The sequence below is a fragment of the Pseudomonas sp. Z3-6 genome, assembly GCF_051131985.1.
Taxonomy (GTDB): Bacteria; Pseudomonadota; Gammaproteobacteria; order Pseudomonadales; family Pseudomonadaceae; genus Aquipseudomonas; species Aquipseudomonas zanjanensis.
The window spans coordinates 2,978,057-3,004,943 of sequence record NZ_CP071644.1 but is presented as its reverse complement, the minus strand read 5'-3'; the positions used below and the strand labels follow the sequence as shown (position 1 = coordinate 3,004,943).

Here is a 26,887-nt window from a genome sequence, read left to right as displayed (position 1 = left end):
CCGCGCAGGTCTGAGACCTGCGCGGCGCCTGGATCGACTCACTTGAGTTTTCAAGACTTTGAAATGGACCAAGCAAGCATGAACAACATCGAAGACATCTACTCCCTTTCGCCGACCCAGCACGGCCTGTTGTTCCACAGCGTCTATGAACCGGATTCGCGGGTCTATTACCAGCAATTGAGCCTGGACATGAACGGCCCGCTGCAACTGAGCGCGTTTCGCGGCGCCTGGCAGGCGCTGATGCAGCGCCACGCCGTGCTGCGCAGTGCATTTCTCTGGGAAGAACTGGACGATGCCTATCAGGTGGTGCAACAGGACGTGCCCTTGCCCCTGACCGAACTGGACTGGCAAGACCGCGCCGAGCCCCAGGCCGCGCTGGAACAGTTGGCGCTGGAGCAGCGGGCACAACCGCTGGAGCTCAATGACTCGCCACTGATGCGTGTGTGCCTGGTGCGCCTGGCCCCCGAACGCTGGCACCTGATCTGGACCTTCCATCACATCCTCATGGACGGCTGGAGCGTCGGCATTGCCGTCCAGGAATGGCTGGCGCTGTACTACGAACACGCCCATGGCCGCCCCGCCGACCTGGCGCCGACCCGCCCTTACCGGGACTACATCGCCTGGCTGGCGGAACAGGACATGGCCGCCACCGAAGGCTTCTGGCGCGAGCAGTTGCAAGACGTGAGCGAACCAACGCCGCTGCCCACCTTCGCCGTACGCCAGCCGGCACCGGCAGGGGCACCCTTCGCCGAGCGGGAAAGCCTGCTAACGGCCAGCGAAACCGAGCAGTTGGCAAGCTTCGCCCGCCAGCACGACCTGACCATCAACACCTTGATCCAGGGCGCCTGGGCATTGCTGCTGGGCCAACACGCCGGGCGTGACGACGTGGTCTATGGCGTCACCGTCGCCGGTCGTCCGGAGAACCTGGCGGCGGTGGAAAGCACCGTCGGGCTGTTCATCAATACCCTGCCGCTGCGCGTGCAATGGGCCGACGCGCCGACGCTGGTGACCTGGTTGCAACATTTGCAGCAAGCCAACAGCGACCTGCGCCACCACGCCTACCTGCCGCTGGGCAAGCTCAAGTCGATGACGCGCATCGCCGCCGAACAGGCGCTGTTCGACTCGATCCTGGTGTTCGAGAATTTCCCGGTCACCGACGCGCTTAACCAGGACACCGGCGGCTTGAGCTTCAGTGCCCCGAGCAACGACCAGCAGGTCGACGGCATCACCCTTACCCAAGGCCGCAACCACTTCCCGTTGTCGCTGATCGTGGTACCAGACAAGCAACTGCACTACCTGATCAGCTACGACCGCAGTCGCTTCAGCGATGCCGAGGTCGCGGTGCTGTCGGCACAGTTGCGCGCCATCCTGTTGGCGATGACGGCGCAAGCGCAGCGCCGGGTCAGCGAGCTGGAGTGGCTGAGCCCTGAAGAACGCCAGCAACTGCTCGCGCAGGGGCGCGGCGCGCAACTGCCGGTGCCTTCCGCATGCCTGCACCAGCGCTTCGAACAACAAGTGGCCGCCTACCCGGAACACTTGGCGGTCCGCGACCGTCAGGTTGCCCTGACCTACCGTGAACTGGACCAGCAGGCCAACCGCCTCAGCCAATACTTGCGCACCCAGGGCATCGGCCAGGACAGCGTCGTGGCACTGGCCCTGGAACGCAGCGCCGAGTTCGTGATCGCCCTGCTGGCCACCCTCAAGGCTGGCGCCGCCTATCTGCCGCTGGACCTCAAGCAGCCTGCCGGGCGCCTGGCCGACGTGCTGGTGGACAGCCGCGCCGCGCTGCTGGTCGGCGCTGCCGCCTCGCCCCTGCTCAACGGCCTGGCCGAGCACACGCCGACGCTGTGGCTGGCGGAACAGGCCGACGCCATCGCCGCCCAGCCAGACACACCACCAACCGTGCCCCACAGTCCGACTGATGCCGCGTACGTGATCTACACCTCGGGCTCCACCGGCACCCCCAAGGGTGTGGTGGTCGAGCACCAGTCCATCGTCGATTACCTGACGGCGGTGCACGCGGTACTCAACCCGCCGCCGGCGGCCCGCTACGGCTTGCTGTCGAGCATCGCCGCCGACCTGGGCCACACCCAACTGTTCGGCGCCCTGTGCAGCGGCGCCAGCCTGTTGCTGGTGGATGAAGACAGCGGTTTCAGCCCCCTGGCACTGGCCGAACTCTTCGCCCAACACCCGGTGGATGTGCTGAAGATCACCCCGAGCCATCTGGCCGGCCTGTTGCAGGCGCTACCCGATGCGCGCCTGTTGCCGCGCGCCCTGCTGGTCTTCGGTGGCGACGCCCTCAGCCCGGCGCTGCTGGAGCAGGTCAACCGCCTGGCGCCAGGGCTGCGGGTGTTCAACCACTATGGGCCGAGCGAAGCGACAGTCGGGGCGATTGCCACCGAACTGCCTGCGGGCCTGCGCAGCATCGCCCTCGGCCGGCCATTGCCAAATCGTCAATTGCAAGTCGTGGACGCCAACGGTCGCCTGGTGCCCACCGGGGTGTCCGGTGAGCTGCTGATCAACGGCGCCCTGGCCCGGGGTTACCTGCACCGCCCGGACCTGACCGCCGAACGCTTCCACCTCGACGCGGACCAGCAACGCTGGTACCGCACCGGCGACCGCGTGCGCTGGCAAGTGGACGGCCAACTGGCGTTCCTCGGCCGGGTCGACAGCCAGGTCAAGATCCGTGGCAATCGCCTGGAGCTGGGCGAAGTCGAAGCGCAGATCAAGCGCCTGTCGCCGCTGATCGAACAGGCCCTGGTCCGCGCCGTGGAACTGGACGGCAGCCTGCGCCTGGTGGCTTACCTCGTCGCCAGCCAGTCGCTGTCCGCCACGAAACTGCGCAACGACCTGGGTGCGCGGGTGCCGGACTACATGGTGCCGACGCACTTCATCACCCTCGACGAACTGCCCCTCACCCGTAACGGCAAGGTCGATGTGCAGCGCTTGCCGCTCCCGCACAAACCCACGGACGACAGCGCCACCCACGTTGCCCCGCGCAATGAAGTCGAAGCGCAACTGGCCGCCATCTGGCAAGACGTCCTGAAGCTGGAACGTGTCGGCGTGCACGACAACTTCTTCGCCCTGGGCGGCGACTCGATCATCAACTTGCAGATCATTGCCCGCGCCAACCAGCAAGGGCTGAAACTCACGCCCCGCCAGCTCTTCGAGAACCGCACCATCGCCGACATCGCCCGCGTGCTGGGCGCCGATGCCAGCCAGGGCGTGGCGCACGAGAGTGCCGATGGCTATGAACTGCCGTTGGCCGCCGGGCAACTGGCGCGCCTGCAACACGGGCCACTGCACGCCACCTGGCGTTGCGTGGCGTTGACCCAGGCCATCGACAGCGAGCTGCTGACCCAAGCCATCAGCGCCTTGCAGCAACATCACCAGGCCCTGCGCCTGGCGCTCAAGGCCCTGCCGGAGGGCGAGTGGCAGCAACGGGTCCTGGTCGCGGCCAAGGCCCCAGTGATCGCCACCGAGAAACTGGCGACCTGCGCCCCGACACACCTGCAAGCCCTGGCCCAGGCCGGTGTCGACGCGCTGGAACTGGAGGCTGGCCAAAGCCTGCATGCCCGTCTGCTGGAAGTGGACGGCAAATATTCGCTGCTACTGGCCGCACATCCGCTGTGCCTGGACGAAGCGTCCTGGTCGCTGCTGCTGACCGACCTCAACCTGGCCTTGGCGCAACTGCGTTATCAGCGGCCAGTGCGCCTGTCCTACGCCGGTGGCGACTTCACCCAATGGACGCGGCACCAACTGGCCCATGCCCAGGGCGATGCCTTGGACGAGGCCTGGGAACATTGGCTGCAATACGCCGGCGTGGAACCGCTGCAACTGCCTGACAGCCAACAGCCGGCCAGCGTGAACGAACAAACCCTGCCAGCCGTCACCTCAGGCGAACTCAAGCGCCTGGGCGAAGTGCTGCAACTGGACTGGAACAGCCTGTTGGCCGCTGCCGTGGCCGAACAGTGCCGCGAGTCGTGCGGCAATGGCCTGGTCGCCCTGAGCGTGCACGATGCACGGCCGAGTGCCGAGCGCCTGCCGGTCGATGCGCCGATTGCCGTGGCCGACCTCGATCCGGCACGCATCATGGGCCCGTTGGCCCTGGCCGTGCCGTACTTTCTCCAGACCGAAGGCGACAGCCTCCTGCAACGCTTGCAGGCACTGGCCGCGCAGATCCGCGCCTACCCGCAACACGGCGTCGACTATGGCGCCTTGCGCTACCTGTCGGACAACACCTACCTGCAAGAACCGCTGCGCGACCTGCCCGCGGCATCGGTCGCCATCCGCTGGCTGGGCAACCTCGACAGCCACCGCGAAGAATGCGGCATCCTGGCCCAGGTCGAAGCCGCAAGCCCATTGACGACGCCGACTTGCCCGCTGGCCCTGGACGCCTGGTGGCAGGATGACTGCCTGCACGTACGCAGCCAAGGCACCCTCGCCGCCGACTGGGCACCACGCCTTGCACAACGCCTGGGCGAACTCGCCGGGCTGGCCACCGCAGCCGACCTGCGTCCTGCCAGCCAAGCGTTCCCGCTGTGCCACAAGCAAGCGGCGACCCTGGCGGCCGAACCGCTGGACTGGCTGAACATCGAGGACGTCTACCCGCTGTCGTCGATGCAACAAGGCATGCTCCTGCACACCCTGCTGCAACCCCACAGCGGCATCTACCTGATGCAGCAACGCTACAGCTGGGACGGGGCCTTGCAGCGCCCGGCGATGGAAGCCGCGTGGCAACTGTTCCTCGAGCGCCATCCGATGATGCGCACCGCGTTCTGGTGGCAGGACGACCATGAGCCACTGCAATGTGTATATCGCCAAACCCACCGGGCGTTCGACTGGCAGGACTTGCGCCACCTCGACGAAGAGCAACAGCGCCTGGCGATGGACCAGGCCCTCGAAGCACAACGCCTGCAAGGTTTCGACATGGCCTGTGCGCCGTTGACCCACCTGCGGGTGTTCCAACTCGATGAGCGACGCTTCGCCGTGGTGCGCAGCTTCCACCACATCCTGACCGACGCCTGGTGCTTCGGCCTGCTGATGGAAGATCTGCTGGCGATCTACCAGGCCATCGTGCGCCAGGAGCCGGTGGCCCGCCCACGCCTGCGCTCGTTCCGCGGCTACATGAGCTGGTTGGAACGCCATGACATGGCTGCCGCCCACGCGTTCTGGCAAGCCGAAATGGCCGGTTTCAGCGAACCAACGCCACTGCATGTGGACAGTCCGGTGGCCCGCCCGGAGCAGGCACCGGAACAGGTCGGCGACTTCGACCAGACCCTGAGCATCGCCCAGACCCAGCGTCTGCAGCAGCTGTGCCAGCAATACCAACTGACACCCAACACTTGGATCCAGGGCGCCTGGGCGCTGTTGTTGTCGCGCTACAGTGGCAACCGCGACGTGCTGTTCGGCGTGACCGTCGCCGGCCGCCCGACCGACCTCGCCGGTGTAGAAGAAATGGTCGGGCTGTTCATCAACAGCCTGCCACTGCGCATCGATGTCGACCCGGATGCGCCCGTGGCCGACTGGCTGCAAGCGCTGCTGTCCCACAACGCGCAATTGCGCGAACACGAAAGCGCATCGTTGGTGGACATCCAGCGTTGCAGCCAAGTGCCGCGCGGCCAGCAGTTGTTCGACAGCCTGGTGGTGTTCGAGAACGCGCCGTTGGACATCAGCAGCGTGCAACTGGATGCCTTCAGCATCGACATCTATGAAGACCGCGTGCACACCAACTTCCCGATGACGGTGGTGTTGTACCCCGGCGACCGCCTGGGCATTCGCCTGTCCTACGATAGCCAGCGTTTCACCACGGACACCGTGCAACGCATGCTCGGGCACTTGGTGCAGTTGCTTTCGGGCATGCTCGAGACACCGCAGGCGCCCCTGGGCAGCTTGCACATGCTGCCCGAGGCCGAACGTCGGCAGTTGCAGATCGACTGCAACCGCAGCGACGTCGACTTCCCCCTGGAGCGCGGCTATGCGGCGCTGTTCGCCGAGCAAGTGCGCAGTCGCCCGCAACACCTGGCTGCCATCTGCCAGGGGCAATCGCTGACCTACACCGAACTCGACCGTCGCGCCAACGCCATCGCCCATGCGCTGCAAGCCGCCGGTGCCGGCCCGGAAACCCTGGTGGCGCTGTTCGCCGAGCGCGGCCTGGCGCTGCTGACGATGATGATCGCCACGCTCAAGGTCGGCGCGGCGTTCCAATCGCTGGATATCCAACAGCCCCACGCCCGCCTGGCGGAACTGCTGGACTTGGGTGAAGCGCCGCTGTTGCTGGTATGCGAGCACGCAGCCTCGACACTGGACAATGTCCTGCCGCAAATGCGCAAGCAACCCACCTGCCTGATCGCCCAGGCGCTCTGGCAAGGCAACGAGCAGCCACCGGTCACCTACGCCCACACCCCTGAGCAACTGGCCTACGTGATTTTCACTTCGGGTTCCACCGGTACGCCAAAAGGCGTGATGGTCGAACAGCGAGGCATGCTCAACAACATGTTCGGCAAGGTCCCGAGCCTGGGCCTGGGTGAGCACGACCGGATTGCCCAGACCGCTTCGGCGGCATTCGATATCAGCGTGTGGCAGTTCCTCGCCGCGCCGCTGTTCGGCGCCACCGTGCACATCCTGCCCGATGCCCAGGCCCACGACCCCGTGGCCCTGCTCGACGCTGTTGAAGAACATCAGCTGACCCTGCTGGAAACCGTGCCGGCGCTGATTCGCGGCATGCTCCAGGAAAGCCAGGCGCACCACGCCCTGGCGAGCCTGCGCTGGCTCCTGCCCACCGGAGAGGCATTGCCACCGGCCCTGGCGCGAGACTGGTTCGCCCGCTTCCCGGCGATTGCGTTGATGAACGCCTACGGTCCCGCCGAGTGCTCGGACGACGTCGCCTTCTACCCCATCACCGAAGCGCCAGCCGACGACTGCCTGCACATGCCCATCGGCAAGCCGACCGCCAATAACCAGGTGTTCGTCCTCGATTCAGACCTGCGCATGGTTCCCATCGGCGTGCCGGGTGAGTTGTGCATCGGCGGTGTCGGCGTCGGTCGCGGCTACCTGCGCGATCCGCAACGCACCCGCGAAGCTTTTGTCCCGCACCCATTCCAGGCCGATGCGCGCCTGTATCGCAGTGGTGATATCGGCCGGATGCGCGCCGATGGCGTGATCGAATACCTCGGCCGTCGCGACCAGCAAGTGAAGATCCGTGGCCACCGCATCGAACTGGGCGAAATCGAAAACCGCCTGATGCAGCACCCGGCAGTGGACAGCGCGGCGGTGCTGGCGCTGCCCGATGCCCGTGGCGCGTTGCAACTGGTGGCCTGGTATGTGCTCGACGAAGCGGCCAACCTGGGCGGCGAGTCCACGCAACAGGCCTTGAGCGCTTACCTGGGCCAGCAACTGGCAAGCTACATGGTCCCGGCTCGTTGGTTGGCCCTTGAGCAATTGCCACTGAACGCCAATGGCAAGGTCGACCGTCGAGCCCTCGCCGCCCTGGGCGTACCCCAGGACGAAACGGCGCAGGGGCAATCCATGGCACCGCGCACGCCGACCGAACAGGTCCTGGCCGAACTCTGGCAAGAGATTCTCGGCCTCGACAACGTGGGTGTGCACGACGACTTCTTCGCCATCGGCGGTCACTCATTGCTGGCCACCCAGGTGTTGTCGCGGATTCGTCGACGGTTGAACGTGAACCTGCCGCTGCGCACGCTGTTCGAGCGTGGCACCCTCGAGCAACTGGCCGACGCGGTGGATCGACAGCGCGACGCCCAGAGCGAGGCCGACGGCGACAGCGAAATTGCCCTGGCGCCGCGTAACCAGCCGTTGCCGCTGTCCTACAGCCAGCAACGGTTGTGGTTCCTGGATCGCTTCGAAGGCCCTAGCGCCGCCTACAACATGACCACCGCCGTCAGGCTGCGTGGCGCGCTGGACATCACGGCCCTGCAAGGAGCCTTGCAAGCGGTATTCGAACGCCATGAGTCCTTGCGCACCGCGTTCCACCTCCACGGCGACCAGCCTTGCCAGGTCATCAGCCCGGCGCCGATGGTCGACTTGACACCCACCGAGCTGAGTCACCTCGCCAGCGAGGAACAGGCGCAAACCCTGCAACGCCTGATCGATGAACAGGCCGGGCGTCCGTTCGATCTGCAACAGGCGCCGATGCTGCGCGCCAACCTGCTGCACTTGGGAAGCGACGATCACGTGCTGCAACTGGTGCTGCATCACATCGCCACGGACGCCTGGTCCATGGGCATCCTGATGCAGGAGTTGATCGTCGGCTACCAGGCCCGCACCAGCGGCTCGACGCCGGTGCTGCCAGTGTTGCCGATCCAGTTCGCCGACTATGCCTACTGGCAACGCAGCGAAACGCAACAGCGCCTGCTGGGCCGGGCCATCGATTACTGGCGTCGCCAGCTCGACGGCGCGCCCACGGTGATCCCGCTGCCGCTTGACCAGCCACGCCCGGCACGCCCCGACTATCAGGGCGCGGCCCTGGAGCAACGCTTCACCGCAGCCCAGACGCAGGTGCTCAAGGCCTATGCGCAGGATCAACGGGCGACGCTGTTCATGGTCCTGCTCAACGCCTTCAACAGCCTGTTGCAGCGGGCCACCGGGGCCAATGACTTTATCGTCGGCACCGACCTGGCCAACCGCGAACATCCGGCCCTGGAACACCTCATCGGGTTCTTCGTCAACGTGTTGCCGATCCGTGCCCGCCTGAGCGAAGGCGAAACCTTTGACGCCCGCCTGCAGCGCTTGCGCGAAGATTGCCTGTCGGCGTTCCAGCACCAGCAAGTGCCGTTCGACAAACTGGTCGAGGAACTGCAGCCGCCGCGTACGCCAGGGATCAATCCGCTGGTCCAGGTGTTGTTCGTCATGCAGAACACGCCCAGCGGCAATGCCAGCCTGCCGGACCTTGAGGTGGAACACCTGGTATCGCCCCAGGAGAGCAGCAAGTTCGACCTCGCCGTGTTTGTCGAAGAAGACGAGGAACAAGGGCTGAACGTGCGCTGGGTATATCGCACCAGCGTGTTGCAAGAGCAGACCATCCAGCGCCTCGAACAAGGTTTCGAGCACCTGTTGGAGCAGCTCGTCGTGGCCCCGGCGCAAGCGCTGGACCAATGGTCGTGGCGCCTTGACGGCGACAATGCCAGCGCAGCGTCCCAGCCTGAAGCGTCGCTCGACGAGGCCTCGGCCCGCAGCGCGCGCAAGCAGTCGAAACTGAGCAAGCTCAAGCAGACCCGCGCAACCGCCGTGAGCCAGGTGGCCCACGAGCAGGTCCGTACCCGCACCCTCGACGCCGGGCAAGCCTTGCCGTTGGTGATCGAGCCGTTGCTCGGCGACCTGGACCCGGTGCACTGGGCGCTGCAAGCTCGGGAATGGATCAACGCCCAACTGCTGACCCACGGCGGCCTGTTGTTCCGCGGTTTCAACCTGCCGGATGCCGCCGCTTTCGAACAGTTCGCCCAGGCCATCGAACCCGACCTGTACGGGACCTACGGCGACCTGCCAAAAAACACTTCCGGCAAGAACATCTACCACTCCACGCCGTACCCGGAACAGCACATGATTCTCTTCCACAACGAGAGCTCCCATCTGCCGCAGTGGCCACGCAAGCAGTGGTTCTACTGCGAAACACCGGCGCCACGTGGCGGCTGCACGCCCATCGTCGATTGCCGGCAGGTGCTGGCGCGCTTGCCCGAGGATATCGTCGCCCGCTTCAAGGCCCTGGGCCTGCTTTACGTGCGGCACTTCACCGACAAGCTGGATGTGCGCTGGCAGGACTTCTTCAAGACCGAACAGCGCGAGGAAGTCGAGCGCCAATGCCTGGCATCGGGCATGCGCTGGGAGTGGCTGGGGGCCGACAACCTGCGGATCGCCCAGCATTGCCCGGCCATCGTCGCGCATCCCGAGACCGGGGAGCTGTCGTTCTTCAACCAAGTGCAACTGCACCACACCGCCTGCCTGGAGCCGGAAGTGCGCAGCAACCTGATCAGCCTGTTCGGTCCCGGGCACCTGCCCCGCAACGTCTACTACGGTGACGGCAGCGTGATCGAAGACGCGGTGATGCAGGTAATCGGCGCGGCCTATGAAGACTGCGCGGTACGTTTCAGTTGGCAAAAGGGTGACATGGTGATGCTGGACAACATGCTGGTGGCCCACGCTCGGGATCCCTTCGAGGGCGAGCGCAAGATCTGCGTCGCCATGGGCCAGATGATGCGTCGTGAACAATTGACCGGCGGCCTGCCCGAAGCACAGCCGACTGCGGAGGTGCAGGCATGAGCGCCTTCGAGAAACGTGAAGAAGCCTTCGCCCTCTCGCCCCAGCAACGCAGCCAGTGGTTGGCGGGGTTGCCCGCAGTGCGCCTGGAACTGGAAATAACCGGCCCGTTGGCCCTTGAGCGCCTGCGCCAACGGCTCGTCGCCCTGAGCGACTGCCATGAGGCCCTGCGCCTGCGGCTGCGGCCTGAGCCGGGCTTGCTGATGCCGTTGCAAGTGGTGGAATCCACCGTCATGGCCGCGGACGCCATCAGCGTCGAGGCGCACGCGGTCGGCGACGATCGCCACCGGGTGACGCTGCAACTGCCGGCGCTGAGCGCGGATCGCGGGACCCTGCTGCGCCTGGTGCAGGCATTGGCCTCGACGGATGCGCCGACGGTGGATGACGAGGCCATGACGTATACCCAGTACAGCGCCTGGCTCTACGAATTGCAGGCCGATGAAGACGCCGAGCCTGGCCGGCGTTTCTGGGCCAGCCAGGCCCTGGACGAGCCGGCCGCCGGCGAGTTGCTCTACCGCCAGGTACGCAGCGACCGCCCTGGCGCCCCGGTGACCACTCGCCTGAGCGCCGATCCACAGTTGAACGTGGCCCTCGACGGTTTTTGCCAACGTCACGACGCCTCGCCCGAGCAGGTCCTGATGACCGCCTGGGGCGTACTGTTGCAACGCCTGAGCACCGGTGACAACCCGGCACTGACCCTGAACTGGGTCCACGATTGCCGGGACGACTATGAAGAACTCGCCGACTGCTGGGGCTTGTTCGCCAAGCCTTTGCCCCTGCGTTGGCAACCCCCGGCAGGCAGCCCTTTTTCCCAGGCGCTGGCAGAACTGCAAGCGCTTTGCGAACACGCGACGGAATGGCAGGAATATTGCGGCGTCAGCGCTGCACTGCCGGCCGAGGCTTCGCAGTACGGCTTCCAGTGGGGTGGTCAGTTGCCCGATCGACTCGACACCTTGGGCAGCCTGGCATCGACACTCACGGTGCTGGACGCCCAAGCTATCCCCGCGGGCATAGAACTGTTGCTGGTGGCCGAGACCAGCGCCGGCGGCTATCGCCTGAACCTCTGCCACCTGCCGGGCCGCTACAGCGAACAAGCCGCACGGGTCCTGCTGGAGCAGTTCCAATCGCTGCTGCTCGATGCCCTCGCCCACCCCGACAAACCCTTGGCCGAGCTGTCCTTGCAGGCGCCGAGCTTCACCGCGACGCTGGCCGCCCTGCAGGACGATGTCGCAACGTTGCCGTTTACCAGCGTGCCGGCCGATTTCGATGCCTGTGCCGCGCAGTTCCCCGAACACTTGGCCCTGCGCGACCACAACGGGCCACTGAGCTACGCCCAATTGCAGGCGCGCAGCAACCAACTGGCCCATTACCTGCGCGCCCAGGGCGTGGGGCGCGAAGATCGCGTGGCGTTGTACCTGGACCGCTCGACGCAGATGGTCCTGGCCATGCTCGCCGTGCTCAAGAGCGGCGCGGCATTCGTTCCCCTGGATGTGCATCAGCCGGCGCAACGCTCCCTGGCGATCCTGCAACAGGCCCAGCCGGTCTTCGTCCTTAGCGGTTCGGCCGGCAGCGCCCCCGCGTTGCCCGGCATCGGCAGCCTCGACCTGAGTGATGAAGCGACTTGGCAGCAAGCGCCTGCCACGGCAATCAACGCCGGAGTCCAAGGCCAGGACGCGGCCTATGTGCTGTTCACTTCCGGCAGCACCGGCACGCCCAAAGGCGTGATCGTCGAGCATCGGCAGCTCGCCAGCTATGTCGCCAGCGTGTCCCGGCGCCTGGTCCTGGGAGTGGGCGAACGCAGTGCGGTGGTCACTTCCCTGGCCGCCGACCTGGGCTACACGTTGCTGTTTCCGGCGCTGCTCAGCGGCGGCGAATTGCACCTGCTGGACAAGGAAACGGCGATGGACGCCCAAGCCTGGGCAGCCTGGCAGGCGCAGTACCCGATCGACCACCTGAAGGTCGTGCCGTCGTTGCTCGACGCCTGGTTGATTCACGCTCAGAGCGCTGCGGTGTTGCCGCGCAAGCAATTGATTCTCGGTGGCGAAAGCTGCTCGCGGCGCCTGCTGCAAAGCATTCGCAGCCTCGCGCCGGCGCTGACAGTCTTGAACCATTACGGCCCGACCGAAACCACCGTGGGGGTGGTGATGCACAAAGCCGAACCGGCCATGGACTATCGCCGCCTGCCCCTGAGCGACCGCCTCGACGGCATGCGCCTGTACCTGCTCGACGAGCAGCAAGCGCCGGCCGCTCCCGGGCAGAGCGCCGAGCTGTATATCGCCGGCCCGCAACTGGCTCGCGGGTACTTGGACGCACAACAAAATGCCGGACGTTTCATCGAACTGGCCCAACGGCCAGGTGAACGCCTCTATCGCACCGGCGACATGGCCCGCTATCGCCATGACGGCAGCCTGGAGATCACCGGGCGCGCCGACCGCCAAGTGAAAATCCGTGGTTTCCGCGTGGAGCTCGATGAGATCCAGGCACAACTGGCCGGCCTTCCCGGCGTGGCCCAGGCCGCGGTCGAATGCATCCCCCGGGGCGAGCTCGGCCAGCAACTGTTCGCCTTCATGACCCTGACACCTGGGCATTCGACCACGGTCGCGCGGCTGCATGGCCAGGCCCAGGATTGCTTGCCGGACTACATGCTGCCGACCCTGCGGATCGTCGAGGCATTACCGCTGATGGGCAACGGCAAGCTCGACCGCAAGACCTTGCAGCAATGGGCCGACAAAGTGCTGGACACCGTCGGCAGCGCCTTGCCGCGCACACCGCTGGAAGCCCTGCTCGCCGAGGTCTGGGCACAGGTGCTGGGCCTGGAACGGGTGGGCATCGACGACGACTTCTTCGAGCTGGGCGGCCACTCCCTGGCGGCGGTGACGCTTGCCAGCCGCTTGCAGACCGCGCTGTCGGCACCGGTGACGGTCAATGCGGTGTTCAACGCCCCGAGCGTCTCGGCATTTGCCGCACTGGTGCAGGCCGAACTCAAGCTTTCGCCGCTGGTGCGGTTGTCGGCGCCCAACGCCGTTGAAGCCGCCCATCTGTTCTGCTTCCACCCCTCCACCGGCCACGTGCAGGATTACCGCACGCTGCTGACGCCGCTTGCGGCCTGGCACCTCTGGGGCTTGCAGGCGGCATACCTGACCGACGACAGCACGACACTGGGCGGCGATATCGAAAGCCTCGCCGCGTGCTACGTCGAGCACCTGCGCCAACAACAACCCCAGGGGCCTTATCACCTGCTGGGGTTCTCCCTCGGCGGCCTGCTCGCGATTGCCGCGGCCGCGCGCCTGGAAAGCCAGGGCGAAGAAGTGGCGTTTCTCGGTATCATCGACTCGCAATACCAGCATCAAGCGCCGGAAGACAGTGTCGAAGCGCTGCTGGAATCAGCTTCCCAAGCGCTGACGCAGGACAGCCAGGCCGTGTTACGCCAGTTGCCAACGCCGATCATGACCGCGTTGCTGGCGCAACTGGACGCCCTGCCCCCAGCGGCACGCTTGCCGGAACTGGTCCAGTGGGCACGGCAACAAGGCCTGCAACTCGATGGCGACAGTTGGGAGCACCTGCAGACGCGTCTAAACTACCAGCAGCATACGCAGCACCTGCTGGCCACGTTCAAGCCCGTACGGTTGAGCTGCCCGGTGCATGTCTGGTGGGCCAGCGATACCCTGGCCCAGGCTGAGTTCGCCGACCCGCACTGGGAAAACCTCAGCAGTGGGCCGTTGACCCGCGAGGTCATCGCAGCGCAACACCTGACCATCCTTGAGCAACGCGCCCTGCACGAACAATTGGCGGCGCACCTCACGGCCATTGCTACACACGGAGCGGTTTGAAATGGATCTGTTGTTACTCATGGCTAAACGCTCCTGGCGCGCACTGCTGGTGGCGACCCTCACGGGTCTGACCTGCGGCCTCGCGGCAGCCGGCCTGATCGCCAACATCAACCACAGCCTGGAGGTGTTCGATACGCTGCGCCCGGTGGATGGCCTGCTCTTCGCCGGCCTGGTGGTGTTGGTCGCGGTGTCGCGGATCATCTCCGACATCAGCCTGCTGCGCCTGGGCCAGGCGGCGGTCAACGACATGCGCCTGCACCTGAGCGCCAAGCTGATCGACACGCCCTACGCGCAATTGCAGCGCCTGGGCAAGCATCGCCTGCTGGCGATGCTCACCGACGATACGCAAACCATCAGCCAGGCCGTGGAGCTGGTGCCGATCCTGCTGGTCAACGTCGGGATCATCGCCGCGTGCCTCGCCTACCTGGGCTGGCTCAGCATGCCGCTGCTCGGCCTGACACTGCTGCTGATCGCCTTGGGCAGCCTGAGCTTTCACTGGCCGCAACGCCGGGCCCTGACCTCGATCTCCCGTGCTCGTGAGCTCAAGGACCAGTTGTTCAATCAATACCGCCTGCTCACCGATGGCAGCAAGGAACTGCAACTCAACCATCCGCGCCGGCAGCACTTCTTCACCCGGCTGCTGATACCGGTGAGCCAGCAATACCGCCGCGATTTTGTCCGGGGCATGAGCATCTATGCCCTGGTCCTGAACTGGGGCAATGCCGTGTTCTACCTGCTGATCGGCGTGGTGTTGTTCGCCGCGCCGCATTTCATCGACCTGAGCGCGAGCCTGGTCACTGGCTATATCCTGGCGATCCTCTACATGATCACGCCATTGTCGGAACTGATGCATGCCTTGCCGACCCTCGGCCGGGCCAGCGTGGCCCTGAACAAGATCCGCGCCCTGGAAGGCGAGATGCAAACCGCCGACGAGACCCTCGACACGATCTCGCCGACCCAGGTCCGCAGCCTGGTGTGCCGCCAGGTCACCCACACCTACTACCGCGAGCGCGAGGACGGGCACTTCACCCTGGGCCCCATCGACCTCACCCTCAATGCCGGCGAAGTGGTGTTCATCACCGGCGGCAACGGCAGCGGCAAGACCACCCTGGCCTTGTTGCTGACCGGGCTGTACCGACCGGAAAGCGGTGAGATCATGCTCGACGAGCAAGTGTCCTCGAGCAATGACAACCACCATTACCGGCAGCACTTCTCGGCGATCTTCACCGACTTCTGCCTGTTCGAGAACCTGTTCGATGGCGACGATCCGCACTTGGTGAAACAGGCGCAGGACTACCTGGTCCACCTGCAACTGGACCATAAGGTGCAAATCGAGGAAGGCAAGCTGACCACGCTGGCGCTGTCCACCGGGCAACGCAAGCGCCTGGCGCTGCTCAGCGCCTATCTGGACGACCGCCCTTGCTATCTGTTCGACGAATGGGCCGCCGACCAGGACCCGGTGTTCAAGCACTTTTTCTACACCCGGATCCTGCCGGACCTGCGCGAGCGCGGCAAACTGCTGATTGTCATTTCCCATGACGACGCCTACTTCGGCCTGGCCGACCGGTTGATCCGCATCGAACACGGTAAGCTCAGCGAAGTTACCCCACAGTCTGATGCCGCGCCCTTGGCCGAAATGCTGTCTTGAGCAAACCCTGAATACTGTAGGTAATGCTGTTCACTCAGGAAAAACGGCGCTTGTTTCAGAAATGAAAAGCGCCGTTTTTTTTGAAAAATCTACGCGCCTTTTTCCAGACGGGCTTGGTGAGTCCGCGTTTCCCCTGTGGGAGCGGGCCTGCTCGCGAAAGCGGTGGCTCAGTTTGCGGTGATGTTGGATGTGCCGGCCTCATCGCGAGCAAGCCCGCTCCCACAGTGGTTCTGTGTCGGACATGAATTTTGTGTTCACCACAGATCCAGTATGGGAGCGAGCCTGCTCGCGAAAGCGGTGGCTCAGTTTGCGGTGATGTTGGATGTGCCGGCCTCATCGCGAGCAAGCCCGCTCCCACAGTGGTTCTGTGTCGGACATGAATTTTGTGTTCACCACATATCCAGTGTCGGACATGAATTTTGTGTTCACCACAGATCCAGTATGGGAGCGAGCCTGCTCGCGAAAGCGGTGGCTCAGTTTGCGGTGATGTTGGATGTGCCGGCCTCATCGCGAGCAAGCCCGCTCCCACAGTGGTTCTGTGTCGGACATGAATTTTGTGTTCACCACAGATCCAGTGTGGGAGCGAGCCTGCTCGCGAAAGCGGTGGCTCAGTTTGCGGTGATGTTGGATGTGCCACCGCTATCGCGAGCAAGCTCGCTCCCACAGTGGTCCTGTGTCGGACATGAATTTTGTGTTCACCGCAGATCCAGTGTGGGAGCGAGCTTGCTCGCGATAGCGGTGGCTCAGCCACATGGAATGCCGGCAAGTACCCCGAAGGCTGTTCAAAACCTGCGGTCATTCCTACTCATAGATGTAATGCAGGTAGCTCACCTGCTCCGCCACCGGCAGGCGGTGCAGCTTGGGGCAGGATTCGCAGAGCACGGGCGGCTGGCCTTCGACCGGCTCGTGCAGTTGGTAATGCAGGCAGCAATGCCGGCGCAAGGGCAAGCTGGGGCAAATCTGCGGCGCCGGTGACTCGACCATGCGTTGCAGACCCCGCAGCTTCAAGCGGCCATTGTTCACCGTGACGGGCTCCAGCCACTGGTGCGCCTCGGCGAAACCATCCCTGGACAGCTCCGGGTCCATCCTGGCGAAGGCGCCGTCCCAGATGGCGACGAAGTTGCCCCACAATATTTTCGGGGCCAGGCCACCGGCGGCGGCCAATGTGCCGAACAGTGGCGCCAGGTGCTCATGGACCAACCGCGACCAGTAGGCCGCCCGGTCATCCGCGGCCAAGTCCGACACCCCGGCAGCCAGGCCCAGCGCCGCCGGTTGGCCGTCGTCGTGCCACAGCAGCGCGTCCTCGCCCCAGAACTCGATGGCGCAGTGACGCGTCAGCACACAGGCCAGGGTGGCGGGCAAGACAATGCTCATGTAGTTCATCGACCACTGCGACACCACGGCGGCACGGTTCACCCCCGGGTAACGCAGGGCGAATCGAGTCAGCAAGGGTTGCAGCACGGCAGGATCGGCAAGCTGGCTCAACGCGACGGAAGACTGATCGCCAGGTGCCTGCCGGATGACCCGCTGTATCGGCGGCCAGGCCTGGTTAAGCCATTCTGGAAATTCGATAACGGGGCTCCCGTGGCTTTCCCTAATTAATGCAAACGATTAGCATTGGCTGATCCTATCCTCCCTCCCCTGCAAACTCAACGTCGTTAGCGACCAGGCTCATCAAGACTCCATGCACACACTCCGCAACTTCTGGCGTCTCGCGCGGCCTTTCTGGGCTTCCGAGGAAAAGTACCCGGCCCTGTGGCTACTGTTGGCCACCGTGCTGATGACCCTGTGCCTGGTCGGTGTCAACATCCTCACCAACTTCTGGAACCTGCATTTCTATAACGCCTTGCAGGCCTTGGATTACCACGGCTTCCTGATCGGCAGCCTGCAATTCATCCTGCTGCAGATCGGCACGGCGGCCTTTACCGTGGGCGCGTTTCACTTTCAGCAAAAGCTGACCATCCGCTGGCGGCGCTGGGCGACCCGCAACATGCTCGATCAGTGGCTGGGCAGCCAGCGCTACCAGAAGCTGAAATTGACCGAAACCGATGTCGACAACCCCGACCAGCGGATCGCCGAAGACATTGACCTGTTCATCGTCAAGTCACTCAAGTTGAGCCTGGGCCTATTGACGTCGGTGGTGTCGCTGTTTTCCTTCCTGCATATCCTCTGGCAAGCCTCCAGCCTCGTCAGCGTGCCATTCAACGATCAGTCGTTCGTCATTCCGGGGCTGCTGGTGTGGATCGCCCTGGTGTATGCGTTCCTGGGCACCGGCCTGGCCTTTTGGCTGGGCCGCGCCCTGCCCAGCCTCAATTTCATGCAACAGCGGCGTGAAGCGGACTTTCGTTTCTCGCTCATCCGCCTGCGGGAGAACGCTGACTCGGTGGCGCAATACCGCGGCGAAGTCGTGGAGAACGAACGCTTCAACCGTCGCCTGGACGCGGCGCTGGAAAACTTCTGGGCGCTGGTCAAGAAACAGAAGCTGATCATGGGCTACTCGACCTTCTATTTGCGCAGCGCGACGGTCATCCCGATGTTCATCATGGCGCCACAGTTCTTTGCCGGCGCCTTTCCCCTCGGCCGCCTGACGCAGATAAGCGCGGCCTTCGGCGAAGTGCACGCGGCCATCGCCTACCTGGTGAGCGTGTTCCCGGAACTGTCGGAATGGAAATCGGTGATCGACCGCTTGGTCGGCTTCCAGGAGCGCCTGGATAACGTCGAGGTCAAGTCCCAGGTCAGGCACGAACAGCAGGCCAGCGGTCTTGATATCAAGGACCTGGACATCTGGCTGCCCAATGGCCGGCCGTTGTTCAAAGGTTTCAACCTGTCACTCAAACCCGGCGACAGCCTGATGATCAGCGCGCCGTCCGGCTACGGCAAATCGACGCTGATCCGCACGATCACCGGGCTGTGGCATCACGCTCGCGGCTCGAGTGGCTATGACCGCCAGCGCGCCCTGACCCTGTCGCAAAAACCCTACCTGCCGCTGGGCAGCCTGCGCGAAGCGCTCTGGTACCCCAACCCGCCCCGTCGCGAAGAGGATGCCGCGCTACGCCAGGTCATGGAGCAAGTCGGCCTGCAACACCTGGCCGATCAGTTGGAAGAGGAGCGGGACTGGTCACAGACCCTCAGCATCGGCGAACAGCAACGCTGCGCGTTCGTCAGGGCCCTGCTGGCCCGGCCCACGGTGCTGTTCCTCGACGAAAGCAGCTCGGCGCTGGATGCGGCAAACGAAGCGCGTTGCTATCAGCTGCTCAGGGAGACGCTGCCGGACACGATCCTGATCAGCGTCGGGCACAGCGCTTCCCTGGAGCACTTCCATTGGCACGTCCTGGAGCTGAAGGACGAGGCGCAGTGGGTGCATCGCAAGGTCAAGCAAGCGGTGTGAACCCGCATCCTGTGCCTACGAAATAGAGCATGGGAAAGATAGATCCGTGGCGAGGGAGCTTGCTCCCGCTCGGCTGCGCAGCAGTCGCAAAAGCGGTGTCCGCGGTGTGCCTGGCGAAACGGTGTGGCTGATTTGGGGCCGCTGCGCAGCCCAGCGGGAGCAAGCTCCCTCGCCACAGGATGCACTTGGGCCACAGGGCTCATTCAAAATGTGCCCTCTTGCTGCGCAATCAGATCCCTGAAAAAGCGCAAATGACCTGCGCGACACTCCATCCCTCTTCGCATAATTGGCATGCAGAGTTTGTGGTCTATAGTCAGACACATCCAGGCTCTTTCGCTCGGGCCTTCAGGAGCAACACCCCTTCGAGCCGTAACCGTGTCGGATGCTCACCAGCCTTCGGTCGGACAATGCAGGGAGCAAGCCATGCCGATCCAGCGGCCCGAGACACTGAGGTTGGCCCCTGGCACCGCTCATTGTGCAGAAGCCGATGGCGGTACCGAAGCCAGCACGCTTCGGCGCTTCTTCGACCAGGCCAAGGAAGCCTACATCCTGTTCCCGCTGCTGGCCGCCCTGCTGTTGCTGGTTGTCTGGAGCGCCACCCTCTACCTGATCAAGGTTGAACATCTTCGCGCGCAGCAGAGCGCCGCGACGGCCAGCCTGGAGATGGGTGCTACCTACGAAGCGCAAATGTTGCGCGCCATCCATGAAATCGATCAGACCCTCAAGCTGGTCAAATACACCTTTGAGACCGAGGACGAGCCCAATCCCCTGCGCCGCCTCCAGGAGCGGGCCTTGTTGCCGCCGGCCTTGGTGTTCGACGTCAGCGTGGTCAATCCGGACGGCCGGTTCGTGGCGAGCACGCGGGTCAACGACCGGGAAAACATCGCTGACCCGGATGAACAGCAAACACTGCGACACAGCGATTCGTTGTCCATCAGCCACCCATGGAAAAGCCCAATCACTGGAGAATGGCGCTTGCGCTTCAGCCGGCGACTCGATGCCGCGGATGGCAGGCTTTCCGGGATCGCCAGGGTCGAAGTGGATGCTGCCTATTTCGTCAGCAGCTACGACGCCTCGAAACTCGGCGACCAGGGTGCGCTCGGGCTGCTGGGCACGGACGGCATCTTTCGCGTACGGCGCACCGGGGAAACGCTATCGGCCGGCGATGCGGTCAATTACACGGCGGTGGTGCCGGACGCCGAAAACACCGAGGCGAAGCTCTCGATCAACGGTTGGGACGGCGTGCGGCGCTACACCAGTGCCCGCCAGCTCTACGATTTTCCGCTGGCGGTGATCGTCGGCTTGTCCGAGGAAGAACAGCTGGCCGCGGTGAACCAGCAAGCGCGTACCTATCTGTGGCGTGCCGCGGGCGGTAGCCTGGTACTGGTGTTGCTGGTGGGCCTGCTCGCCCGGATGAGCTGGCAGCTGGCGCAAAGCCGCTTGCGCGCCGCCGAAGCCCAGGTCCAACTGGCCGCGGCCGCACGCCAGGCCGGCATGGCCGAAATCGCCACCAATGTGCTGCATAACGTCGGCAACGTGCTTAACAGCGTGAATATCTCCGCCGATCTGGTCACCCGCAAACTGCGCACCAGCAAGGCCTTGGGGCTTGGCAAGGCGGTGCAAATGATGAACGAGCACGCTGAAGACCTCGGCGATTTCATCTCCCACGACGACAAAGGCAAGCTGTTGCCCGGCTACCTGAACCAGTTGGTGGACGCACTGGCGATCGAGCAACAGAGCATGACCGAAGAACTCGGCCAACTGAGCAAAAGCGTCGACCACATCAAGGAAATCGTCGCCGCCCAGCAATCCTATGCAGGTCCATCCAGCCTCGCCGAAACCGTGCAGGTCAAGGAACTGATCGAGGATGCCCTGCGCATGAACGCCGGCATCATCGCGGCGCATCGGATCACCGTGGTGAGAAACCTGGCCGATACGCCCTTGCTGCAACTGGACAAGCACCGGGTGCTGCTGATCCTGATCAACCTGATAAAAAACGCCAGCAGGGCAATGGGCGACCGGTTGGAGCCGGCCCCTCAAATCATCCTTCAGAGCGAGATTCCCCAAGCAGACACCCTGGTGATCAAGGTCATCGACAATGGCGAAGGTATCGCGCCCGAGAACCTGACGCGGATCTTTGCCCATGGCTTTACCACGCGCAAGGACGGCCATGGTTTTGGGCTGCACAGCTGCGTCCTGGCGGCCATGGAGATGGGCGGCTCGTTGGAGGCCCACAGCGACGGCCCGGGAACGGGGGCGACCTTTACGCTCAAATTGGCGGTCTAGAGCCCGTGGTAAACGCGAAGGTTCAACCAACGTCACAAGGAACAGACGAATGCCGATCCACGCAACGAGGTCACCGTGAGCCCATGGTGAACAAGCCCAATACCTTGGCCCTGATCGTCGTGACGCTGTACGCCGGCGGCGCCAGTGCTGACTCGGCCGACATGTTCTCGCTGAGCAGTTTCGGCACGGTGGGGATCGTCCATTCCAGCGAGAAAAAAGCCGACTTCACGTCCAGCATCTTCAAGCCCAACGGCGCCGGGCATTCGCGCAACTGGAGCGCCGATGTCGACAGCCTGATAGGCGCCCAACTGACCGCCACCTTCACCCCGCAGCTTTCGGCCGTGGTGCAGGTCATTTCCGAGCAGCGCTACGACAACAGCTACCGGCCCTTCGTCGAGTGGGCCAACATCAAGTACCAATTCACACCGGATTTCAACGCACGCATTGGCCGTACTGTGTTGCCGACCTTCCTGGTGTCCGACACCCGTAAAGTGGGCTATACCCTGCCCTGGGTACGCGCACCCATGGAAGTCTACAGCCTGATGCCGATTTCCAGCAGCGACGGCATCGATGGCAGCTACCGGTTTCATGTCGATGCAATCATCAATACCGTGCAGGCTCACTACGGCCAGACCGACAGCCGGCAGCCCGACGGGGCCGGCAAGGCACTGACGAGAAACTTCTGGGGAATCACCAATACCACCGAGTTCGACGTGCTCACCACGCGCATCACCTACATGAAAGCCGACCTGACCCTGGAGCAGTTCAATTCACTCTTCGATACGTTCAGGGCGTTCGGCACAGAAGGCATCGCCATTGCCGATCGCTACGACTCCGATGACACCCCCGTCGAATTTCTCGGCGTGGGCGCCAGCTACGATCCGGGCGACTGGTTCGTCATGAGTGAATGGGGGCGTCTCGATAGCCGTTCCGGCCTGGGCCGCACCAGTGCCTGGTACATCAGCGGCGGGTACCGCATCGAAGCGTTCACGCCTTACGTCACCTACGCACGCTCCCGGACCGAAACCGAAGTTTCCAGCCCGGGCCTGACGATAGCGGCGTTGCCACCCGCCTTGGCGGGCACGGCCGCCGAGCTCAACGGTGCGCTCAACAGCGTCCTGGGCTCGAACGAAGGCCAGCAGACCCTCTCTCTGGGCGTGCGCTGGGATTTCACCAGGAACATGGATGCCAAAGTGCAATTCGATCACACGCGTTTCAAGGGCAACTCGGTCGGTCCGTTGATCAATCCCCAACCGGACTTCACGTCGGGGGGCTCGCTCAACGTCATCAGCCTGGCTGTGGATTTTGTCTTCTGATGGAGCAGGCCATGTGGGTTGTGAGATTCATCGGATTCGCTGTGGCGGGACTCGCCCTGGGCGCCGCCAGCGCTGCCGTCAAGGCCGACGTGGTGGTGGTCGTCGCCACGGCCAGCCCGGTGAAGACACTCGCGCGCAATCAGGTGGCGGATATTTTCCTGGGCAAGGCCAGTCGTTTTCCCGGTGGTGGCCAGGCGATTCCCATTGACCAGACAGAAGACTCCCCGACCCGCGATGAGTTCTACACAACGATCACCAGCAAGTCCGCAGCCCAGCTCAAGGCGCACTGGTCAAAAATCATCTTCACCGGCAGGGGCCAGCCGCCACTGGCGGTTTCAAGCGCCACGGAAGTCAAGAAACGTATTGCCGAGAACCCCGACACCATCGGCTATATCGACGCGCGGGAGCTGGATGACAGCGTCAGGGCTCTGCCGCTCGAGCCGCAATGAATGGCGAGCCCTTACGGATCGAGGTTTGGATCAGTTGCCTGGGCCTGCAGCAATAACTTGAACTGATCGGCGGGAATCGGCCTGTTGAAGTAGAAACCCTGGAACTCATCGCACGCATTGTCCCGCAGGAAATCGGCCTGCTCCTTGGTTTCCACGCCCTGGGCCACCACGGTCAGGCTGAGGGTGCGGCCCATCGCGATGATGGCCTCGGTCAGGGCTTTGTCTTCCGACACGCTGCTGGTGTCGCAGATACACGAACGGTCGATCTTGATGACATCCAACGGGAACTGTTCGAGGGCAGAGAGCGACGAATAGCCGATACCGAAATCATCGATGGCGATACGGACCTGCAGGCGCTTGAGCCCGGTCAACACACTCAGCGCCCTCTTGACGTCCTGCATGAGCAGGCGCTCGGCGATTTCCAGTTCCAGCAGGCGCGCATCCATACCGGTTTCGGCCAATATCTCGGCCAAATCCGCCAGCAGGTCCTCATCGGCAAACTGCCGTGCCGTGAGGTTCACGGCGACGCCCAGGTGCGGCAGGCCTTGGCGTTGCCAGGCGACGTTTTGCTGGCAAGCGGTCTTGAGCACCCACTTGCCGATCGGCACGATCAAACCGGTCTCTTCCGCAATGGGGATGAATTGCATGGGCGCCACGATCCCCAGGTCGGGATGATTCCAGCGCAGCAGTGCTTCCATGCCGGTGATCTGGCCGCTGCGAATGTCCCGCTTGGCCTGGTAATGCAGTTGGAACTCCTGGCGCTCCAGCGCGTGGCGCAGGCTCAGCTCCAGGGTCAGCCGTTCCAGGGAATCGGCGTTCAGTTTCGCGGAGTAGAACTGGAAGTTGTTCTTGCCACGTTGCTTGGCCTGGTACATCGCGATATCGGCGTTTTTCGTGAGGGTCTGCTCGTCCAGGCCATCCGGTGGAAACACGCTGATCCCGAGGCTGGCAGTCACCCGAAACTCCTGGCCCTGAAGGTTGAAAGGCCGGGCAATCGCACCAAGGACTTTCTGCGCGGCGCTCGCCACGTCGTTGTCCTGCGACAGCTCCGGCAGCAGGATCACGAATTCGTCGCCGCCCAACCGGGCCACCGTATCGCTGCTGCGCAGACACGCCTCGAGGCGCTGCGCCACCTCCATGAGCAGTTGATCGCCGGCATCGTGCCCGAGGGTGTCATTGACTTGCTTGAAACGGTCGAGGTCAAGGAACAACACGGCCAATTGCCGATCGTAACGGTCGGCCTCACGGATGCTCTGGCTCAACAACTTGCTGAACAGGCTGCGATTGGGCAATGCCGTGAGGCCGTCGTGATAGGCCAGGTACTCGACACTTTCCGCGTAGGCAATTTTCGCTTCGCCCGCGCGCAAGCGGCTTTGCGCCAGCTGCCAGCTCATCCGCGCGAGAAGTCCCGCCAACAACACCAGTAGCAGGCTGGCGCCCGCCGCGCGCCAGAGATAGCGCTGCGCCTGCCGGGTCACCGCAGCCAGTTGTTCTTCCTCGGACAAACCGACGATCACCGCCAGCGGAAAGTCGTAGAGCTGGCGGGCACTGGTATAGCGCCGCACACCGTCCCATGGGTTGATCGCGCGTACGGCCTCGGTGTTTTCCGTATCCGGCACCACGCTGGCGTAATCGATCGGGTCACCGGCCGAGATCGTTTCCCCGCTGCGCCGTGCCCGGAAGATACCGTCGATGCCCAGCAGGCCGAGCAAGCCGTGGTCGCCCAGTTTCGAGGGGTCATAACTGCTGACGAAATAGGCCGCGTCGACCTCGATCATGGCGATCCCGGCGAACCCGCCATTTCCTTCATCGAGCCGCCGACTGAAACGCAATGTCCACTCCCCCGTCGCCGGGCTTTTCCGCGGGCGGCCAATCGACAGCGCCGTGTCCGGCCCTGGTGTTTGCAGCGCGTCCTTGGCCATCCTGCTTCCGGCCTCGCTCGGCTGGGTACTGGCCACGACCCGGCCACTGGCATCGACAACGCTGACGTCAAACAAGTAGGGAGAAGGCAGCAAGCCGCGTGCCTTGAGCTTGGGCAACGGGTTGGGCTCCCGCTCGGACTCGTAGGTGTACTTGACCAGCTTGAGGGTCTGGTCGATTTCACGCACCGCCCGCAGGATCTGCGCTTCGTAGGTTGCGCCGATCTCCAGGCTCGCTTCGGCAATTCCCTGCTGCGCACGAGCGTGTTCGACCTTGATGAGGTACAGGGTGCCGGCCCAGATGAGCAACAGCAGCAGGACCGCCAGCAACGGGAACAGGATATAGGCTTCCCTGGCCTGGTCGAAACCGCGCCGAAACAGATTGTTCGTCACATCGGCCTGGGCGTTTTCTCGATGGACGACACTCGGGGCCGACGTCATGACACTCGCCCGTTGGATCGCCATGGTGTGCTCCCTGCATTGTTCCCACTGACGGACTGCGGGTCACCGACCGCCTGCTGAAAACTATAGACCACAAACCGCGCCTGCCACGCCCAATCGCGCGCCGACCGTGGCTTTGCCCAGGATTCGATGACGAAGTGCAGTTGACGTCCCTGACTTATTGGTCCAGTTTCAATACAACCGTGTCCAGCGGTGTCTGGTGCTGGACACCACGCTTGATAAACCCGATTCGTTAACCAAAAGGGTCTTTGCAAGCCTATGAATGAAGTACGCAACACCTCCTCTCCAGCCATTGAAATTCGATGGATGTCCTTGTGTCGTTGATCCCTCTGGTGGTGTGTGACGACTCCAACATGGCGCGCAAACAGGTGTTGCGTGCCCTGCCGGCGGACTGGCCGGTTTCGGTCACCGAGGCGGTCAACGGGCGCCAGGCCATGGACGCCATACGCCAAGGCCTGGGCCACGTGGTGTTGCTCGACCTGACCATGCCGGAGATGGATGGCTACCAAGTGTTGAGCGCCTTGCGCGACGAGGGCTTGAAGGCGCAGGTGATCGTGATTTCCGGTGACGTCCAGGATGAGGCGGTGCGCCGCGTGCTGGAGTTGGGCGCCCTGGCGTTCCTGAAAAAACCGTTCGACGAAAACGACCTGCGCCAGACGCTGGCGCGGCTGGGGCTACTGGCCCAACCCGGGCAGGTGCCGCCGCAGAATCGTTCGGCCACGAACGTGGCCATCGGTTTCCACGATGCGTTCCGCGAGACCGTCAACGTGGCCATCGGCCGGGCGGCGGCGCTGATCGCCAAGGTGTTGGGGGTCTTCGTGCAATTGCCGGTGCCGAACGTCAACCTCCTCGAGGTCGGGGAATTGCACATGGCCTTGAACGATGTCGGCAGCTCCCAGCAACTCACCGCCATTTGCCAGGGGTTTATCGGCAGCGGCATCGCCGGCGAAGCCTTGCTGATCTTCCACGACTCGGAGATCGCCGATATCGCGCAGTTGATGCAGCGCCAAAGCGCCGACTATTCGGACCTGGAGATGCTGCTGGACCTTTCCAGCGTCTTGATCGGCGCGTGCCTGAGCAGCATTGCCGAACAGATCGACGTGGTGTTTTCCCAGGGCCACCCGCAGATTCTCGGCCAGCACGCCGCCATCGAGGAATTGATCCGGGACAACAGCAAGCACTGGAAAAAGACCCTGGCGGTGGAAATCAGCTACAGCCTGGAGGGGCACGATATTCGTTTCGACCTGTTGCTGCTGTTCACGGAGGACTCCATCGAACGGTTGACCCATAAACTTGCCTACCTGATGAACTGAG

At 63.8% G+C, this 26,887-nt stretch carries 10 protein-coding genes; 8 read left to right on the top strand and 2 right to left on the bottom strand.

The genetic code is table 11. From position 1 onward, the window contains the following. The first annotated feature begins 78 nt into the window (after positions 1-78). Genes J3P88_RS13790 through J3P88_RS13780 form a run of 3 tightly spaced genes read left to right on the top strand, consistent with a single transcriptional unit; the run spans position 79 to position 15,753 of the window. Positions 79-10,278: an amino acid adenylation domain-containing protein gene (locus J3P88_RS13790; protein ID WP_434575901.1), complete on the top strand. Its 10,200-nt coding sequence runs from the start codon at positions 79-81 to the stop codon at positions 10,276-10,278. Further along, entirely contained in the window at positions 10,275-14,105 is a 3,831-nt protein-coding gene (locus tag J3P88_RS13785; RefSeq protein ID WP_434575899.1) for a non-ribosomal peptide synthetase, read from the top strand. Before J3P88_RS13790 ends, J3P88_RS13785 begins: the two co-directional genes overlap by 4 nt. 1 nt (position 14,106) lies before the next feature. Next, complete coding sequence (locus tag J3P88_RS13780) at positions 14,107-15,753, top strand: cyclic peptide export ABC transporter (protein ID WP_434575898.1); 1,647 nt, start codon at positions 14,107-14,109, stop codon at positions 15,751-15,753. 801 nt (positions 15,754-16,554) lie between these two features. Here the strand turns inward: J3P88_RS13780 and fhuF are convergent. Further along, a complete protein-coding gene (gene fhuF, locus J3P88_RS13775; protein WP_186704820.1) occupies positions 16,555-17,238 on the bottom strand; it encodes a siderophore-iron reductase FhuF in 684 nt (227 codons plus the stop codon). Positions 17,239-17,437: 199 nt separating this feature from the next. Here fhuF and J3P88_RS13770 point away from each other — a divergent pair, with 199 nt between their 5' ends. The 4 genes from J3P88_RS13770 to J3P88_RS13755 all read left to right on the top strand — a co-directional run bounded on the left by J3P88_RS13770 (position 17,438) and on the right by J3P88_RS13755 (position 23,192). Continuing rightward, entirely contained in the window at positions 17,438-19,141 is a 1,704-nt protein-coding gene (locus J3P88_RS13770; RefSeq protein WP_434575896.1) for an ABC transporter ATP-binding protein/permease, read from the top strand. Positions 19,142-19,564: 423 nt separating this feature from the next. Further along, on the top strand, positions 19,565-21,427 hold the full coding sequence (locus J3P88_RS13765) for an ATP-binding protein (protein WP_434575895.1): 1,863 nt from the start codon (positions 19,565-19,567) through the stop codon (positions 21,425-21,427). An 83-nt stretch (positions 21,428-21,510) separates the two neighbouring features. After that, the gene (locus J3P88_RS13760) at positions 21,511-22,743 is read left to right on the top strand and encodes a porin (protein ID WP_434575893.1); all 1,233 of its coding nucleotides are present in this window, start codon (positions 21,511-21,513) and stop codon (positions 22,741-22,743) included. Between the two features lie 11 nt (positions 22,744-22,754). Next, positions 22,755-23,192 carry a phosphate ABC transporter substrate-binding protein gene (locus J3P88_RS13755; RefSeq protein WP_434575891.1) on the top strand — a complete coding sequence of 146 codons (438 nt, stop codon included), beginning with the start codon at positions 22,755-22,757 and terminating at the stop codon, positions 23,190-23,192. A gap of 11 nt (positions 23,193-23,203) precedes the next feature. Here J3P88_RS13755 and J3P88_RS13750 read toward each other — a convergent pair whose 3' ends face one another. Next, a complete protein-coding gene (locus J3P88_RS13750) occupies positions 23,204-25,576 on the bottom strand; it encodes a bifunctional diguanylate cyclase/phosphodiesterase (RefSeq protein WP_434575889.1) in 2,373 nt (790 codons plus the stop codon). 299 nt (positions 25,577-25,875) lie between these two features. On the opposite strand from J3P88_RS13750, the gene J3P88_RS13745 reads away from it, so the two are divergent. Next, complete coding sequence (locus tag J3P88_RS13745; protein WP_186704815.1) at positions 25,876-26,886, top strand: response regulator; 1,011 nt, start codon at positions 25,876-25,878, stop codon at positions 26,884-26,886. Position 26,887 lies beyond the last annotated feature (1 nt).